Below are 16,249 nucleotides of genomic sequence, written 5' to 3' on the forward strand. Positions count from 1 at the left end.
TCTCTCATCCTACGATTGCTTCTTCTCGAAATACTCCTGGTACTGGCTCGGCGTGACGTGGGCGTACTTTTTGAAGATGCTGATAAAATATTTGTAGTCGCTAAATCCGATATCCTGCGCGATGGTGTATACTTTGTTATCGCCCGACTTCAGTAAATCGATCGATTTCTGAATGCGATAGCGATTGAGAAAATCATTGAAGGTATAGCTTGTCTCGGCCTTGAATTTCTGGTTCAGGTAGTAGGCGCTTAAGTCGAGCTCTTCCACGAGATCGTGAATGCTGATTTTCTTGGCATAGTTCTCTTGGACATAGGCGATCATCTTGGACACATACTTCGAGGTTTTGGTTTCCTTCTCCAGAAATTTGCTGCTAAGAATCTCTTCCTTTTCCTGCGGATGCTTCGAGATCACTTCATATTTGCGGAGCAGGTCCACTTTAGACTTGGCCGATTCCAGGGCTTCAACCAGCTGCTCGTCCTCGAGCGGCTTCACGAGAAACTCGGTCACGCCTAATTGGAGTGCCTGCTTCGCAAGATGGAATTCATTATAGCCGGAGATAATGACGCTGCTGAAGGTATGCCGCTTGAGGCCTTCGCGAATCATCGAGATCCCGTCCATGATCGGCATGGTAATGTCGGTGATGACGATATCCGGCTTCAGCTCACAGATCTTCTCGTAGCCATCCTGTCCGTTCAATCCTTCTTCCATGACGATGCAATCGTATTGAACCCAGTCGATGCTGAACCGTATCCCCCTGCGAATCATATCCTCATCTTCGACCAGCAGAACTTTAAACATGATATCCACTCCATTCGTAAGGAATCGTAAGTGCGACACAGGTGCCTGTTCCTTCCGCGCTGTCAATATGGATGCCGGATTCCTCGCCATAAAGAAGCACTAAACGGCGATGAACGTTGTACAGCCCGATATGCTGCGTCGTATTCGTCTGACTCTGCAGAATGTGGTTCACTTCCTGCAGCCTCTGCGCACTCATGCCTTGTCCGTTGTCGCGCACCTCCAATATGAGCTTGCCGGTGGAGGTGTAAATGTTAATTTCGATCAGCACCTCGCTCTGATTCTCATAGCCATATTTGATAGCGTTTTCGATTATCGGCTGCAGCAGCAGCTTGGGGACGTATACATCCAGGGTTTCCTCCGCGACGTTAACCCGATATTCCAGCCGGTCGTTGAACCGGATTTGCTGCAGCTTCAGGTAATCGCGCACATAGCTCATGTCATTCTTCAGCTGGACGCTGCGGTCAGGCCCGATGCTGTACCTTAGCAGCCGGGATAGAATCAGCACGATTTCCTGGGCTTGATTCGCGTCGATCTTAATGGCATAGCGCAGAGTTTCCAGAACATTGAAAATAAAATGCGGATGGAACTGCGATTGCAGCTGCTTCACCTCGATAATCGTGCGGAGCTCCGACAGCTCTTTATTTTTCTCGATCAACTCTTTCAACCGATCCAGCATTACATTGTACTCATTACCGAGAATTTGAAACTCGTCGTTCGTCTGAATGTCGACATAGCCATTGAAATTACCTTCGCGCAGCTGTTCCAAGGCATGGATTAATTTATCGATCGATTCGGAGTTGCGCGCCGACATTTTATTCGCCAGAAACTCGATCAACACCCACAACAGCAGGCCGGCAGCAAGGACAAAAAACGATACCGTAAAGTAGGTATATTGCTCCGATTTGTAGGAATTCAGCGTAACGACTTGAATCGGCGTACCGGGGATTCGCTTGGCATACATGTAGTATTTGCCTTCGTTCAGCAGTACGCGTCCCTTGTTATCGAGCTTGGGGCTGAATTTATTCAAGCCGCCTTTGGTCACATTGCTCGTCGTGGCTATGATGGTGTTATGCTCATCGGTGATCATGGCAATCTCATTATTTTGCTTGAAAATCACCTTCTGCATATCGGCTTCGTACAGCTGATAAATGATATAGCCGATCGTCTCGTTGTCCTTCACGATGGCTTGGCCAAACGTATAGCTCGTATCGCGGTCATGCGAATAACGGAAGCTGTTCATTTCCGATAGCGTGTCGCCGGGGCGCTGATCGATCCGGTGAATCAGGTTGCCGAAGGCGAAATTGGAATACAGCACGTCGGGCGGGGCGGAGCTTGCCAGAAAGACCCCGTTGGTATTGACGATATGAAAAATGCTCTTGACCTTCTGCCGATTGTTGAAATCATAGAACTCGGAATATACCTGCTCGCTGCCCAGATGGGAGCTTACATAATTGATCACGGTAGGAGAGGCGGCCATCCGCTGAATCTCCTCCTCGTACTGCCGGTATACGTCCGATATGGTCTGGCTGATGGACTGGGCGGCTTCGGTCGTTTTTTGGGTCAGGTTCATTCTGCCATTCACGATCGTAAACGCCAGGAACAATACGATTAAGATGGAGAACGGGATCATCGCATAGATGCGAAATAAATGACGGGTTGATTCCTTGAAGTTACGATAACGGATATGCTTCATGCTGCCCTCCACCTGCGGTTAGCTGTCAAACCTATTATACTGACTCGGAGCAACCGCAGATAATCCAAATACATCCAAGCCGCTCCCTTCAGACTGCAGGTGCCGACTTGGATGTATTCTGTGTTCTAATGGTTTTACATGGAAACTTCCTTCTGTCCGGAGAGCTTCAGGAAGACGAGCAGGGATACCACCGTAATGACGGTCAGAATCGTGGACAGCGCTGCCGCCACCCCGTAGTTCCCGCGGACGACCTCGGTATAGATGGCCACCGTTACGGTCTTGGTCTTGCCTGTATACAGAATGATGGACGTGCTTAACTCCGTAATGATGGTAATCCAGCTCAGGATCGCGCCGGACACAACGCCGGCCAGCATCATCGGTAGCGTAATCTTGAAGAACGTCTTCATCTGGGAAGCTCCCAGACTGATGGCTGCTTCCTCGATCCCGTCGTTAATCTGATGCAGGATCGCAGCGCTGGATCGGATCGTATACGGCAGGCGCCGGATGACAAAGGAGATGATCATAATGACGGCCGTTCCGCTCAAAGCGAGCGGCTTATTGTTGAACGTGATCAGCAGCGCGATCCCGAGAATGGAGCCGGGAACGATATACGGGAACATCGTGAAGATGTCCAGCGTGTTGGTTAGCGCATTCTTTCTACGAACGGTTACGTAGGCGATCAGAATCGCCAGCAGGATGATGACGATCAGCGACACGATGGCCAGGAAGAACGTGTTCAGAATGACGCCGCCAATATTACTGAAGGCATCCTGGTAGCTTCGGAGCGAGAACCCTTTAACGAACACTCTGCCGTTGGATTTCAGGAACGAAGTATAGATGACATAGAGCTGCGGCAGCAGTGCGATTAACGTGTACAGATAGATAACGGCATGGGCCGCGATATTGCCGAATCCCTTCTTCTTCTTGGCTTCGATCGGATGCAGTGCGCTCATCGTAAAGGACTTGCGATTGGCTACGAATTTTTGCAGCAGGAAGATCGTAGTGGCGAACAGAACGACGATGACGCTGATCGCTGCCGCAAAGCCGTCGTCGCCGCCGACCTCGCTGATGAACTCGTTAAAGATCAGCACGGGCACGGTCTTGTAGCCCTCGCCGATCAGCATCGGCGTACCGAAGTCGGCAAGCGCGCGCATGAAGACGAGCAGACCCCCGGCCAGCAAGGTTGGGGTAATGAGCGGGAGGAGCACTTTGCGCATTTTGCTTAAGCCCTTATAGCCCATGCTTTCCGCAGCTTCCATCAGCGATTGGTCCATATTCTTCAGGGCGCCCGATACATACATGAAGATCAGCGGGACCATCTGCAAGGTCAAGACCACCAAAATTCCCGTAAACCCGTAGATATCCGGCATTTGGATTCCGAATGTGCTGCTCACGAATTTGGTAATGACGCCGCTTCTTCCCAGCAGCAGGATCCAGGAGTAGGCTCCGATGAAGGGGGCCGACATTGACGAGATCAGAATTAACACCCGAATGGCCGAGCTGCCTTTAATCTTCACCGTTGCCATGATGTAGGCCAGCGGCGTTGCGATAATCGCGGCAAGCAGGGTTACGCTGACGGTGACTTTGACGCTGTTGAACAGGGCATTTAAATAGTAGGGCTTGCTGAAAAATTTCGTGAAATAAGCCAGCGAGAAATCACCGGTCGTACCGTTGTACACACTTTTAAACAGCATCGTAAACAAAGGCAGGGCCAGAAACAGGATGTAGAACACAAAGATCAGTAACGAAATGTTGGTCCAGACATCAAATCGTTTGCGCGTGTCTCTCATAGCCGGGCGCCCCTTGTATAGTTCAGGTCTCCTGCCGCATCATAGACATTAATCTTCTCTTTCTTTACCTTGAGATAGATGACTTGACCAGGCTCGAGGATCTGTGACGCTTTCGATTCCTGGGTGATTTCCACGCGTTGACCGGACGCCAAGTCCACAAAATAATGGGTGTTCTGCCCCAGAAATACGCTGTGTACGATCGTTGCTTTCATGCCGGTCTGATCCTCGGTCAGAATGAACTCTTCCGGCCGAACCGAGATTTGAACATTTAGCGTATTAGCTGCGGCATCGGCCCTCGGAACCTCGATGTTAGACAGCTCTTCCGCATAGCCGGAGCCGAGCTGCAAGGCATAGCTGCCGCCTGCCGCTTTCGTTATACTTCCCGCCAGAATGTTGGTGCGGCCGATAAAGGTCGCAACGAATACGTTCGCTGGACGCTGATAAATCTCCTGAGGCGTTCCGAGATGCTGAATGACGCCGGATTTCATGACCGCAATGCGGTCGGATACCGCCATGGCTTCCTCCTGATCATGCGTAACGTAGACGGTGGTGATTCCGACTTCTCTTTGAATGTCTTTAATTGCGTTACGCATGTCGACGCGAAGCTTGGCGTCGAGGTTGGAGAGAGGTTCGTCCATCAGCAGGACATCCGGCCGGATCACAATCGCTCTTGCTAGCGCTACGCGCTGCTGCTGACCGCCCGACAGGTTCTTCGGCATGCGGTCCTTATAGGGCTCGATCTGAACGACCTTCAAGATGTCGTCGACCTTGGCGTTAATCTCCGCCTTGGATAATTTCCGATTCTCCAGTCCGAACGCAATGTTACCTTTGACGGTCAGGTGGGGGAAGATCGCATAGCTTTGGAAAACCATCCCGATATTCCGCTTGCCCGGCTCCACCTGGTTAATAACGCGCTCGTTAAAGTGAATGGTTCCGCCTTCAATGCTGTTAAAGCCGGCGATCATGCGCAGCAGCGTCGTCTTGCCGCATCCCGAAGGCCCGAGCAGGGTGAAGAATTCACCCTGCTTGATCTCCAGGGACAGCTCGGGAATGACGGTCGTGTCGCCGTATTTTTTAACTAAATCTTGAATGGTTATGGTCACGCTCATGGTTGTCACCTGATTCTATAATTTATTTAACGCTAGTGAACAAATCGACATAGCGCTCAACGATTTCGGATTTATGCTCACTTACATAGTCTGTGTCTTCCTCAATCATGTAGATCTCCTCATAAGGCTTCATATGGTCGCCGAGCTTCGTATCTTGGCGAAGCGGACGGTTCGTTAATTGGGTGCCGAATGCATCTTGTGCTTCTTTAGAGAGAATGAAGTCGATGAACTTCTTGGCATTGTCCATATGCGGAGCGTCTTTGACAATCGCCGAGCCCGCGTCGAGGAACACCGCGCCTTCTTTCGGATACACGATTTCGACCGGAGCCCCGTTCTTCACATAGGTGCTGGAAGGGTCTTCGTAAGTCAGGCCGACGACATATTCACCGTCTGCCACGCTTTTGTGCACCGCGCCGGAGCCGCTGGCGATTTTGCCGTCGAGGTTCTCGATCAGCTGGGCTACATAGCTCCAGCCTTGCTCGCTCTCATAATCGCCGCCCATCGCCTTCAGCATATTGGTTAGCTGGGCGAAAGCGGAGCTGGAGCTTGCCGGGTCGGCGGAAGCGATCTTCCCTTTGAGCTGCGGGTTCAGCAAATCCGCATAGCCTTCGATTTTGATGTCGCCGATGAGGTTTTTGTTGACGAGCAGCACGCTGCCATCCGAGATATAAGGAGTGGCGAAGCCTGTTTTATTGCGGTGGCCTTCGATCAAATTTTTGTCTTCGGGAGAGACGTAAGGCTCCCACAGCGCGGCATTTTCACGGAAGCCGGCCATCGAACCGCCGAACATCACATCAGCGTAAGGGTTTTGTTTTTCCGACTGTAAGCGTTTAATAATTTCGCCCGTACCGGCCGTGACAAGCTCAACCGTAATCCCGGTTTCCTTCTCGAACATCGGAATGATCGTTTTGATGATCTCCTCGCTATTCGGGCTGTAGATGACGAGCTTATTCGACGAACCGGAGTCGGACTCGCCGCTGGCGCAACCGCTTAGCGCTCCTATAATGAGCACGCAGGTTAATAGTAAAATCGACAGCTTTTTCATGATTGATCCCCCTTGAACATAGTTCATTTCGTAATTACATGTTCATTGTAGCAGGGGTGATAGCGTTTACATAATCCCATAATCCGCAAACATCGTCTAAAATACGCAACCTATTTTGGAGTGGAGAGGAATCCGGGCAGGAACAATTGTAAGAATTCTTTCTCCACGGTTAGGGCAAGATAGGCTTTGGAACGGGTCTGGCAAGAAAGCTGTTCCTGTCACCATTTTTCGAGGGAGTGAGCTATGATGGCTAACAAAAACGATCGTAATTCAAAGGTTGATTCTAACCGCGACACAACCAAGATGGATGTTAACGCTGGAGAAGCTTTGGGCACCGCTGGCGGTGGCGTTGCAGGTGCTGTTGTAGGCTCCGTTCTAGGTCCAATCGGCACCATTGCGGGTGGTATCGCTGGTGCAGCATTGGGGAACAAAGCAGGCGAGGCAGCAGACGATAACGGCAAGAATCAAGATACAGAGCGGCGTTAAACCAGCCATCTGTACGAGTGAAAAAATAAGAAGAGACCGAGGAATGTCGGCGCTCTTGATCATTTAAGCTGTATTGTAGAAAGAACCGCGCTCCCGCGCGGTTCTTTAATTTTACATATAAGCTCGATGTACGTATAAGCTCGATGTACGTATAAGCTCGATGTACGCATAAGTTCGATGAAGTCGTACATTCACTCCCTTCGCTTGACATATCACTACATGATGTAGTAGGTTATAATCACTACACAGTGTAGTGATTAAACTCGTTATGGACGCATAACGACGTAAAGAGGTGTTCACCGTGAACCAGGTTCAAAAATTATCGGATACTGAGATGGAGCTCATGGAGGTGATTTGGGAGTGTACTCCGCCTGTCACATCCACCGAACTACTTGCACTGTTCGCCGAGAGAGGGAAGGAATGGAAGGCGCAGACCATTTCCACCTTCTTATCGCGCTTGGTGGACAAAGGGGCACTAACGGCTACGAGGCATGGACGGACGAATAAATATACGCCTCGCATTTCGCCTGAAGATTATAAGCTCATGGAAACGCAGCATGTTCTGGACGGATTATATCAAGGCTCGGTTAAAAATCTAATTTCAGCTTTGTATGACGGCGATAAGCTTTCAGATGAAGATATCGCAGAGCTGAAGCAATGGTTCTCGGAAAAGTAGGGGGCATGATGAATACGATTCTCCAAATGCTGTTTACCCTTACCGTTGCTGGAAGTGCCGTCGTAGCCTGCATACTATTGCTGCGGACCGTATCCGCCAATGCCTTTCCTGCAAAGTGGCGCTATGGAATGAGCAAAATGGCGGTAGGCTTTTATCTTGTACCCGTAGCCCTTGGCATTCAGTGGATCTCGCCGTTGTTTACATTCAATGCAACAGCAACCGCTCCCACCGCGAACGAGCTGTCTTCAACTGTGCAGCATGCGCTGCCTGGTCCATATTCGGCAGTTCATCCGAAGCTGCTTGTCCCGGAACTGACCCTGTCAGCAACCGCGGCCGTTGTACTTATTGTCTTATGGGCATTCGGCGCTATAGCTTTTGCTGCATGGCAGATGTATTGTTATCGCAGATTTTTAATGAAACTAGAACCAACCCGTACGATCGCTCCGGAAAGCAGCGAAGCAGCCAAACAGCTCGCTTTCGTCAGGGAAGCCCTTGGCGTGAAAAGCAGCGTCAGGCTTGCCTACAGCCCCATCGTTCGGAGTCCCGTTCTCGTCGGCCTATGGAGACCAACCATTTATCTCCCTATAGAGAATACCGTTAACCTGGACATGGTGATTCGTCATGAGTTGGTCCATCTGAAACGGAAGGATCTATGGATCAAAGCGTTCACGCTCGGAGCAAGCGCCTTGCACTGGTTTAATCCCTTGGTGCACATCCTTCGCAAGGATATTCATCTTTGGAGCGAGCTGTCCTGTGATGAAGAAGTCGTAAAAGAGATGTCTCATGCCCAGCGAAAACGCTATGGGGAGACGATCTTAAGCGTCATGGCAGGATCAAGGAATTTGCCCGTGCAATTTTGTGCCTCCTTATCCGGTGACGGCAAACAATTGAAAAGGAGATTGATGATGATGCTTAATGTAAAGAAGCCTAAAAAGAAAACAGTGTATCTCACCATAACAGCGTTGTTTTTAGTGGGTGCAATTAGCACATCCGCAGCGGCATGGGCGTCTGGCAATTCGCCCAAAGTCGTTGGCAATGAGGAAAGCCGGCCGGAAGCTAAACCAAGCGAAGCGGCCCCTAAAGCGGCGCCTTCTGAAGCCGTAGCTGGCAATGAAGGGAACCAAGTTGTAACTTATCCCAAAGAAGCTGCCCCTGCCCCTAGAGAAGTCGTCGTTGAGAATGAAGGAAATCATGTTGTAACTCTTCCCAAAGAAGCTGCCCCTATGGCGGTCATTGTCGAAAATAGAGGAAGCGATGTTGTAGCTGCTCCAATAGAAGCTGCTCCTAGGGGAGCTGTCGTTGAGAAAACAGGGAACCAGGTTGTAACCTATCCAACAGAAGCTGCCCCGGCGGAAGCCGGCGTTCAGAATGAAGGAAGCCAGGTTGTAGCTCCTCCTAAAGAAGCAGCTCCTTCGGAGGCGGTCGTAAGTGAAGGGAACCAAGTTGTTGCTCCTTCAACAGAAGCTCGACCTGCCAAGGAGGGTTATAAGCTGCAGCCAAACGAGGCCCCACGGGAAATTCCGTCACGCTAAGATTCATGACACTTGAAGAGCTTGCTGAGTATGTTTGATACTGATAAGTGGCGCATTCCAATATATACGGTGAACGTTAATTCGAGCAAAATGAGAGAAGAGGGGGCCCCCTCTTCTTTTTACTTTATACAGAATGGCATCAGATTAATATTTACAGCTGTAGCTGTAGTTGTAGCTGTAAATGCCAGCCTATGGTACGATGTGGATGATTGATAGCTAGCAAACTAGCAGATCATCATCATGCGATCATAAACATCTGGATAGGGGATAAGATCTTGAAGAAATTTAAGAAGGTTTACATAGAAATTACGAGTATTTGCAATCTGGCCTGCACGTTCTGCCCGCCTACGGAGCGTAAGGCCAACTTTATTAAGGTGGAGGACTTCGCGAGAAGATTGGACGAGATCAAGCCGCATACGAGTTACATTTATCTGCATGTGAAGGGGGAGCCCCTGCTTCATCCGAAGATCGATCAGCTGCTGGATGTTAGCCATGAAAAAGGGTTCAAGGTCAACATCACGACCAACGGCACGCTGATCGCCAAGAACCGGCATAAGCTGCTGGGCAAGCCGGCCTTAAGGCAGATGAACTTCTCGCTCCACAGCTTTGACGGCCATGTCGGCTCCACGGACCGTGAGGGATATTTGCGGGACATTCTCTCTTTCGTACGGGATGCCAAGGAGCATAATGTGATCTTCTCCTTCCGCTTGTGGAATTTGACGCAGGACAACCAAACGAACCTGGAGAAGCAGCGAAACCGCCAGACGCTTGAAATTTTGGAGAAGGAATTTAATCTCGACTACCGCATCGAGGAAAAGGTGGAGCCCGGCGGTGGCGTGAAGGTGGCCGAGAACGTCTACCTGAACCAGGACTACGAATTCCAATGGCCAAGCCTGTCGGCACCTGAGGATGACGGCAAAGGCTTCTGTCATGCGCTTCGCAGCCAGGCCGCCATTCTCGTGGACGGGACGGTCGTGCCGTGCTGTCTGGACGGGGAAGGCGTCATTAATTTGGGTAATATCCACCGAACGTCGTTCTCGGATATCGTTGACGGGGAGCGGGCCAACAACCTTGTGGATGGATTTTCGCGCCGGGAAGCCGTCGAGGAGCTATGCCGAAAATGCGGGTATCGGCAGAGATTTGGGGCGTAATCTGACTGCATATAAAAGCGATTGATCGGGGCTGCGCGCTAAGGCATCAGCATATTGTAATTAAAAAAACGATCCATAACAGGATCGTTTTGTATATACGTGAGGTCCATCTCGACGTTTAGCTTTTCTCTTGTGATTTGGTTAACTGCCTCCACGACCTCGGCGGTATCTTTCTTGTTATTGCCCATTATGACAACGTTAAGCTTTACGAGCTCCTTTTCTTTCAAATCTCCTTCAGCGACAGGTCCAGAATCGTTCTTGGCGCCGGAACCGGAATCTTTGCCTCCGCAAGCGGCAAGGATCATCGAAAGCGCTAACATGATGACGAGCCCGCATGACAAATCTGAAGGTTGCGTTACAGTTGTATACTTTGAGGGATTACGATCAGGAGGATTTCGCTGCGAAGCTTGGAAAGGTAAGGGAGGCCGGCTATGACGGCGTTGAATTCGTAGGATTTGCCGATATTTCGGCAGAAGCGATGAAGGCGATGCTCGAGAAGTCAGGACTGGAAGCCATGGGCAGCCATACCCGAGTGGAGGAGCTGATGGATCATCTGGACGAGGTTATTGCTTACAATCAAGTGATCGGCTCGTCCTATATCGTGATCCCGTACTATAAGATTGAATCGATGGAAGACGTACATAGCCTGGTCGATATTGTGAAAGAGATGGGTCCGAAAATCAAGGCTGCCGGCATGGATCTTCTATATCATAACCATTACCATGAGTTTACGAATGAGTTCGGAGACAAGCCGATATTGGAGATGCTGCGAGAAGCAACAACGGAAGCAGAGCTGGGCTTTGAAATCGATATGTTCTGGACGACGCATGCTGACCGTGAGCCGGTGGGGGTTATGGAACACTTCGGTTCCCGCTGCAAGACCGTTCACGTGAAGGACATGGTAAATAAAGAAGGTAAAGAGATGACCGAGGTAGGAACGGGCATCCTTGATCTGAAAGGCATTATCGAAAAGGCCAAGTCCTTGGGTTACAAGTGGGTCGTTGTTGAGCAGGATCGCATCAAGATCGATGGCTATGAGAGTGTCAAGATTTCGCTTGATCATGTGAAAGCAATGCTGGAGGATCATTAAGGTTAGGTAAAAGCTATATCAACAGTTCGGGGATCGCCAACAGCATAGCCGGACTTCAAGAGGCGGAGATAAATTCCGCTTCTTTTTTCATGCCGATCTGTGGTATCGTTATGTGTTATGACTTAAATTTCAGGTATTCACCATAAAGGAGACCCCATGACATTTCAAGATTTAAATATATCCCCGATCATTCTCAAGGCGCTGGCCAAGGAGAATTACAAGACGCCGACGCCTATTCAGGCTCAGGCCATCCCGGCTGTGTTAGCCGGCAGAGATTTGCTTGGCTGTGCCCAAACCGGGACAGGGAAGACCGCTGCTTTTTCGGTACCGATGATCCAGCTGTTAAACGAACAGCCTCCTAAACCAGGTATGGGACGCCGCATTCGCGCGCTGGTGTTGTCGCCGACTCGCGAGCTTGCCCTGCAAATTTCGGATAACGTCAAAGCTTATAGCCAGTTTACGAAGCTGCGTTCGACCGCAATTGTCGGTGGCGTTTCGCAAAAAACGCAGGAGCGGGCCCTTCAGCAAGGAGCGGACATTCTCATCGCCACCCCGGGCAGACTTATCGATCTCATAAATCAGAAGCACGTCGATCTGCAGCATGTGGAGATTTTGGTGCTGGATGAAGCTGACCGTATGCTGGATATGGGCTTTATTCATGACGTGAAGCGGATCATCGCCAAAATGCCGAGCAAAAAACAAACGCTCTTCTTCTCGGCAACGATGCCTTCAGAAATCACCCAGCTGGTCAAAACACTACTGCATAATCCCGTGAAAGTAGAGATTACCCCGGTTTCCTCTACGGCCGAGCGTATCGTGCAATCCGTGTACCTGCTGGAAACGGGGAGTAAGCAGAAGCAATTGAACGAGCTGCTGAAGGATCCATCGATTGCATCCGCATTGGTCTTTACCCGTACGAAACGCGGAGCTGACCGGGTTGCGCGCGGTCTGAACAAGGTGAATATTACGGCTCAGGCCATTCACGGCGACAAATCGCAAACCAGCCGTCAGAACGCACTTAATAATTTCAAAAGCGGCGAGACGCGGGTATTGGTGGCAACGGATATCGCCGCGCGAGGCATTGATATCGACGAGCTGTCACATGTCATTAACTTCAACCTCCCGAATATCCCCGAAACGTATGTTCACCGGATTGGCCGAACAGGGCGCGCGGGGCTGAGTGGAACGGCAATTTCGTTCTGTGAAGTGGACGAGGTGCCTTTGCTCCGGGATATAGAGAAGTTAATCGGAAAGTCCATTCCGGAAGTGAAGGATCATGCCTATCCGATGTCCGGCTCATTAAGAGCCGCCAAGGTAGACCAATCCCCGAAATCGGGCTCGGCCAAGCCCGGCCAAGCTAAGTCGGCAGCAGTCAGACCTGCTAAACCGAAAGCTGATACCACTCGCAAGCCAAAGACCGACAAGGCTCGTAAACCGAAATCAGACGCGGCTCGCGATTCGAGCACGAATTCGCCACGTAAGCCGAAAGCGGAGGCAGTTAATAATCCGTATTTAGAGATGGCACGTAAGCTGAAGTCGGAAGCTGCTCTGAACCCTAAGGATGGCCAAGCCCGTAAGCGCAAGTCCGATGGATTCAAAAAGGGAAGCAAGACGGGCAGATCCTCGTAAGCAGAAATAACGTATGGGGGATGATTTCATAGGCGACAGCCATCCGGGCATACTCCAAACCACGCATCGTGCGAACGATGTATACGGGCATTCCCGGCATTTCTGACAATCCCCCTAATAGAAAGCACCCTGTCTCACTTTGTTGAGAATGACCCCCGTTTGTGAGACAGGGATCAAAACGCCTTGCAAGTTTAAGCAGCCAGTCGCCGTAAATTATTCGGTGACTGGTTATTTAGTTTCGTTTGAATGGGAGACTAACGATGATGCATCCTAACAATTTTGGAACAATAGCAATATTCCAGCGTATATACAGGAAATGATGCGGGATGTAGTGGGAAAGGCAATGAGCAAGGACAAACGGTCGTACTGGGGACTAGCTATGGGCTTTTCATAGGCGTCATCTTGGGTTGGATTATGGATAATTTTATTTCTGGCATTTCGATTGGGATCGTGTTCGGATATCATTATCGAACAATTTCATGTAGTTTCCCACCTTTTACAATCCAATTCGTAGTACCCACTACAAATGTATTGGCTTCATTGTCATAAGTTACTTCCTGAACTCCCAGCGTTTCATTTAGGTTTGTTACAACAGTATGAGAAGGCTCTAGTTTGTAAATTGAAGTTTGAGCAATCGTACCAACGGTAGCGACAATTTCCTTGATGCCATCCTTGTCAACGTCAGCTTCCACGGTATGTGCTTCAATTCGCATGACTTTTGGAGAATTCGTATTTACATCAATGTAGTCGCTAATCGGACAGTTTGCTCCGCATACGCCATTGACTTTTATATAGTTTTTGCCGAACGCATCTACTTGTCTAACTGTAAACAGTTCAGTATTTTGTGCAGAGTAGCCAACCTGACCGATCTCGAATCGATTTGTTCCCAGCTGTATAGCTGCGTTAACCTCTCCATGATCTCGATTTTTATGATAAAAATACACGGTGTAGTCACCGATCTTTTGTGTAAGTATGCTATTGGTTAGTTGCTTTGCAGTTAGTTCCATTAGCGGCTTCTCTATGTCAGCAATTTCAAAACTTAAGGTATATTGCTGAGCTTCATTGGTGTCTGTGTTCAACCCATGGATATCGGATTCATAAAGTGTTGAATTCATTGCGGGGACGTCAGATGCTTGATTGCAACCTGCGAGAAGACATAGTGCGGTTAAGATTGTAAATCTTAGTTTCTTCATTATTTCATCCCTTCTGCTCCGATTTGTTATATTTGGAATAAGTAGAAATCCAATTCCGGACTTATTATAGTAGATTCTCTGGACTGGAAAGTTGATACAATGTATTTCTTTTATGAAAGATTAGTAATCTTTTGATTAGCTGACGAACTTACATAAGGTCCTTGACCGGGAAGCTTGCTTGAAAAAATGCCTCGAAAGCTTTTTGCATATTGCGAATAATAAAAGTCGGCCTGGGCTGGCCCCCTGCAAACCGATTTGGAACATGGACCAGCAAGTCTAAACGCAAATTTATAGCTGCCGTGCAGACGTGAATTCTCCAATGTCTGCTTCCGTTCCACCAACAGGAAAATCATGTTAAAGTTATGGAGAAGAGGAGGGCGATTCGATGTTCATCGTCAACGTGGAAGGCGCTGTATATAGGGACAAGCAATGGCTCCTGATTACTCGCAGCATGAAGGAGGAGCATGCCGGGGGGACTCTCTCGCTTGTAGGAGGCAAAGTCGATGCGGAAGGGCATTCGCAGGAGATTCTTGAGCGAACGGTAAGGCGCGAATTGTTCGAAGAGGTCGGAATCCGGGTTAAAGATGAGGCTGCATTCGTATACAGCTCTTCCTTTGTAACCGACGATGGAAGTCATGTCATTAACGTGGTTTTCCTGTGTGAATACGAAGAGGGAACGGCCTATTGCAAAAGTCCGGACGAGGTCGAAGCGGTGCATTGGCTGGATTACGAGGCTATTATGAATCACCCGCAGGCGCCGCCTTGGACGAAAGAGAGCATTAGAAGGGCGGCGTTGATGAAGGAGAACAGCTGCTCATCGTGATAGATCGTTAACGAATGATAGAGTATGCCTGGCAAAAGGGGGTCATCCTTTGGCGGTGCTTCAGGATATGCGCGAGCCGGGGACATGGGTTGAATTTAGGTTCATATCCCGGATACCTGGTGAGGATGAGGGATGTAGGCTTCAGTTCAAGTTTTGCAAGGCGGGGCAGCTTGTATATGACCTGGAGTTTGGCTGGACCAATATTACGATCAGGAACTATATCAAGGTCACTTCACGCTTTCCCGTTGAACCCCCGCACAGCATGCCTTCGAAAGGATTGTTCATGTCGTTCGAAAAACATCTATATCAGCTGGACTGGGAGGAGACAGGACCAGAAGGTTGCTACAGGTTAAGATTTTTTGGATCGGATCAGGATTTTACGCTGACCGTCCATGAGGAGTCCGTAAGAAACTTTGGCATGGAATTCAGTAAGGAATGGGAGCATGCACCTTCAACTGTTCTATAAAGCGCATACGACATATTCATGAAATGGATAATTTAGGACAAGCCCCTTACTCAACATCCATTGTTTAACCGAGGTGATACACAGTGGCGATATTGAAAAATGACTGGGCCGACTATTTGGCGCCGGAGTTTGAGAAGCCCTATTATTTGAAGCTGCGCAAATTTCTTGCGGAAGAGTATAAGACGAGACGGATTTATCCGGATATGTACGATATTTTTAACGCGTTGCATTATACGTCGTTTGCCGATACGAAGGTGGTCATTCTGGGGCAGGACCCATATCACGGACCCGGGCAGGCCCATGGGCTTAGCTTCTCGGTCAAACCGGGGGTGACGCCGCCGCCGTCGCTGCAGAACATTTTTCAGGAGCTGCACGATGATCTGAACTGCGAAATTCCGAACAACGGTTATCTTGTTCCTTGGGCCAAGCAGGGAGTGCTCCTGCTGAACACGGTGCTGACGGTTCGAGCGCGCACGCCCAATTCGCACAAGGAGATGGGATGGGAAACCTTCACGGATCAGGTGATCCAGACGCTGAATCGGAAGGAGGAGCCGGTCGTCTTCCTGCTGTGGGGGAGCCATGCCCAACGGAAGGCGGAGCTGATTACGAACCCGAAACATCATCTGATCCGGTCACCGCATCCGAGTCCGTATTCGGCAATGCGCGGTTTTTTCGGAAGCCGTCCGTTCTCCCGGACCAACCGCTTCTTGCGTGAGGCGGGTCTGCCGGAGATCGATTGGCAGATTCCAAATATATAAGGGCACTGCG

At 49.7% G+C, this 16,249-nt stretch carries 15 protein-coding genes; 8 read left to right on the top strand and 7 right to left on the bottom strand.

The features are described 5' to 3' along the window. Nucleotides 1–9: 9 nt before the first annotated feature. From NST08_RS05420 to NST08_RS05440, 5 genes are all read right to left on the bottom strand, one after another. Nucleotides 10–798 carry a response regulator transcription factor gene (locus NST08_RS05420; RefSeq protein WP_210095364.1) on the bottom strand — a complete coding sequence of 263 codons (789 nt, stop codon included), beginning with the start codon at nucleotides 796–798 and terminating at the stop codon, nucleotides 10–12. Next, nucleotides 791–2,491, bottom strand: a complete 1,701-nt coding sequence (locus NST08_RS05425; protein ID WP_210095365.1) for a sensor histidine kinase — start codon at nucleotides 2,489–2,491, stop codon at nucleotides 791–793. The genes NST08_RS05420 and NST08_RS05425 overlap by 8 nt, the downstream gene beginning before the upstream one ends. Before the next feature lie 134 nt (nucleotides 2,492–2,625). Further along, on the bottom strand, nucleotides 2,626–4,281 hold the full coding sequence (locus NST08_RS05430) for an ABC transporter permease (protein ID WP_210095366.1): 1,656 nt from the start codon (nucleotides 4,279–4,281) through the stop codon (nucleotides 2,626–2,628). Then, entirely contained in the window at nucleotides 4,278–5,390 is a 1,113-nt protein-coding gene (locus NST08_RS05435) for an ABC transporter ATP-binding protein (protein ID WP_210095367.1), read from the bottom strand. The genes NST08_RS05430 and NST08_RS05435 overlap by 4 nt, the downstream gene beginning before the upstream one ends. 22 nt (nucleotides 5,391–5,412) lie before the next feature. Then, nucleotides 5,413–6,435 carry an ABC transporter substrate-binding protein gene (locus NST08_RS05440; protein ID WP_077569570.1) on the bottom strand — a complete coding sequence of 341 codons (1,023 nt, stop codon included), beginning with the start codon at nucleotides 6,433–6,435 and terminating at the stop codon, nucleotides 5,413–5,415. A gap of 246 nt (nucleotides 6,436–6,681) precedes the next feature. Here NST08_RS05440 and NST08_RS05445 point away from each other — a divergent pair, with 246 nt between their 5' ends. The 4 genes from NST08_RS05445 to NST08_RS05460 all read left to right on the top strand — a co-directional run bounded on the left by NST08_RS05445 (nucleotide 6,682) and on the right by NST08_RS05460 (nucleotide 10,280). Next, entirely contained in the window at nucleotides 6,682–6,921 is a 240-nt protein-coding gene (locus NST08_RS05445; RefSeq protein ID WP_210095403.1) for a hypothetical protein, read from the top strand. Nucleotides 6,922–7,222: 301 nt separating this feature from the next. Next, nucleotides 7,223–7,597, top strand: coding sequence for a BlaI/MecI/CopY family transcriptional regulator (locus tag NST08_RS05450; RefSeq protein WP_028406413.1), 375 nt, complete (start codon nucleotides 7,223–7,225; stop codon nucleotides 7,595–7,597). 8 nt (nucleotides 7,598–7,605) lie between these two features. Then, nucleotides 7,606–9,129, top strand: coding sequence for a M56 family metallopeptidase (locus NST08_RS05455; RefSeq protein WP_210095404.1), 1,524 nt, complete (start codon nucleotides 7,606–7,608; stop codon nucleotides 9,127–9,129). A 275-nt stretch (nucleotides 9,130–9,404) separates the two neighbouring features. Continuing rightward, complete coding sequence (locus NST08_RS05460) at nucleotides 9,405–10,280, top strand: radical SAM/SPASM domain-containing protein (RefSeq protein WP_144870950.1); 876 nt, start codon at nucleotides 9,405–9,407, stop codon at nucleotides 10,278–10,280. 38 nt (nucleotides 10,281–10,318) lie between these two features. Here NST08_RS05460 and NST08_RS05465 read toward each other — a convergent pair whose 3' ends face one another. Continuing rightward, on the bottom strand, nucleotides 10,319–10,600 hold the full coding sequence (locus NST08_RS05465) for a hypothetical protein (RefSeq protein WP_007131178.1): 282 nt from the start codon (nucleotides 10,598–10,600) through the stop codon (nucleotides 10,319–10,321). A 14-nt stretch (nucleotides 10,601–10,614) separates the two neighbouring features. Here NST08_RS05465 and NST08_RS05470 point away from each other — a divergent pair, with 14 nt between their 5' ends. Together NST08_RS05470 and NST08_RS05475 are read left to right on the top strand one after the other, a co-directional pair. Then, a complete protein-coding gene (locus tag NST08_RS05470; RefSeq protein ID WP_007131179.1) occupies nucleotides 10,615–11,370 on the top strand; it encodes a sugar phosphate isomerase/epimerase family protein in 756 nt (251 codons plus the stop codon). A gap of 156 nt (nucleotides 11,371–11,526) precedes the next feature. After that, on the top strand, nucleotides 11,527–12,999 hold the full coding sequence (locus tag NST08_RS05475; RefSeq protein ID WP_007131180.1) for a DEAD/DEAH box helicase: 1,473 nt from the start codon (nucleotides 11,527–11,529) through the stop codon (nucleotides 12,997–12,999). Nucleotides 13,000–13,463: 464 nt separating this feature from the next. Here NST08_RS05475 and NST08_RS05480 read toward each other — a convergent pair whose 3' ends face one another. Beyond that, the gene (locus tag NST08_RS05480; RefSeq protein WP_007131182.1) at nucleotides 13,464–14,192 is read right to left on the bottom strand and encodes a hypothetical protein; all 729 of its coding nucleotides are present in this window, start codon (nucleotides 14,190–14,192) and stop codon (nucleotides 13,464–13,466) included. 385 nt (nucleotides 14,193–14,577) lie between these two features. On the opposite strand from NST08_RS05480, the gene NST08_RS05485 reads away from it, so the two are divergent. After that, entirely contained in the window at nucleotides 14,578–15,015 is a 438-nt protein-coding gene (locus NST08_RS05485) for an NUDIX hydrolase (protein ID WP_007131183.1), read from the top strand. A 549-nt stretch (nucleotides 15,016–15,564) separates the two neighbouring features. Continuing rightward, nucleotides 15,565–16,239, top strand: a complete 675-nt coding sequence (locus tag NST08_RS05490) for a uracil-DNA glycosylase (protein WP_007131185.1) — start codon at nucleotides 15,565–15,567, stop codon at nucleotides 16,237–16,239. The last annotated feature ends 10 nt before the right edge of the window (nucleotides 16,240–16,249 follow it).

The sequence above is a fragment of the Paenibacillus sp. FSL K6-1566 genome (assembly GCF_038050475.1).
GTDB lineage: Bacteria > Bacillota > Bacilli > Paenibacillales > Paenibacillaceae > Paenibacillus_AQ > Paenibacillus_AQ lactis.

Coding starts and splice junctions, on each gene's coding strand:
- NST08_RS05475 (WP_007131180.1), top strand. CDS start 11,527: ATGACATTTCAAGATTTAAATATATCCCCGATCATTCTCAAGGCGCTG.
- NST08_RS05440 (WP_077569570.1), bottom strand. CDS start 6,435: ATGAAAAAGCTGTCGATTTTACTATTAACCTGCGTGCTCATTATAGGA.
- NST08_RS05455 (WP_210095404.1), top strand. CDS start 7,606: ATGAATACGATTCTCCAAATGCTGTTTACCCTTACCGTTGCTGGAAGT.
- NST08_RS05420 (WP_210095364.1), bottom strand. CDS start 798: ATGTTTAAAGTTCTGCTGGTCGAAGATGAGGATATGATTCGCAGGGGG.
- NST08_RS05470 (WP_007131179.1), top strand. CDS start 10,615: ATGACAAATCTGAAGGTTGCGTTACAGTTGTATACTTTGAGGGATTAC.
- NST08_RS05425 (WP_210095365.1), bottom strand. CDS start 2,491: ATGAAGCATATCCGTTATCGTAACTTCAAGGAATCAACCCGTCATTTA.
- NST08_RS05445 (WP_210095403.1), top strand. CDS start 6,682: ATGGCTAACAAAAACGATCGTAATTCAAAGGTTGATTCTAACCGCGAC.
- NST08_RS05435 (WP_210095367.1), bottom strand. CDS start 5,390: ATGAGCGTGACCATAACCATTCAAGATTTAGTTAAAAAATACGGCGAC.
- NST08_RS05480 (WP_007131182.1), bottom strand. CDS start 14,192: ATGAAGAAACTAAGATTTACAATCTTAACCGCACTATGTCTTCTCGCA.
- NST08_RS05485 (WP_007131183.1), top strand. CDS start 14,578: ATGTTCATCGTCAACGTGGAAGGCGCTGTATATAGGGACAAGCAATGG.
- NST08_RS05430 (WP_210095366.1), bottom strand. CDS start 4,281: ATGAGAGACACGCGCAAACGATTTGATGTCTGGACCAACATTTCGTTA.
- NST08_RS05465 (WP_007131178.1), bottom strand. CDS start 10,600: ATGTTAGCGCTTTCGATGATCCTTGCCGCTTGCGGAGGCAAAGATTCC.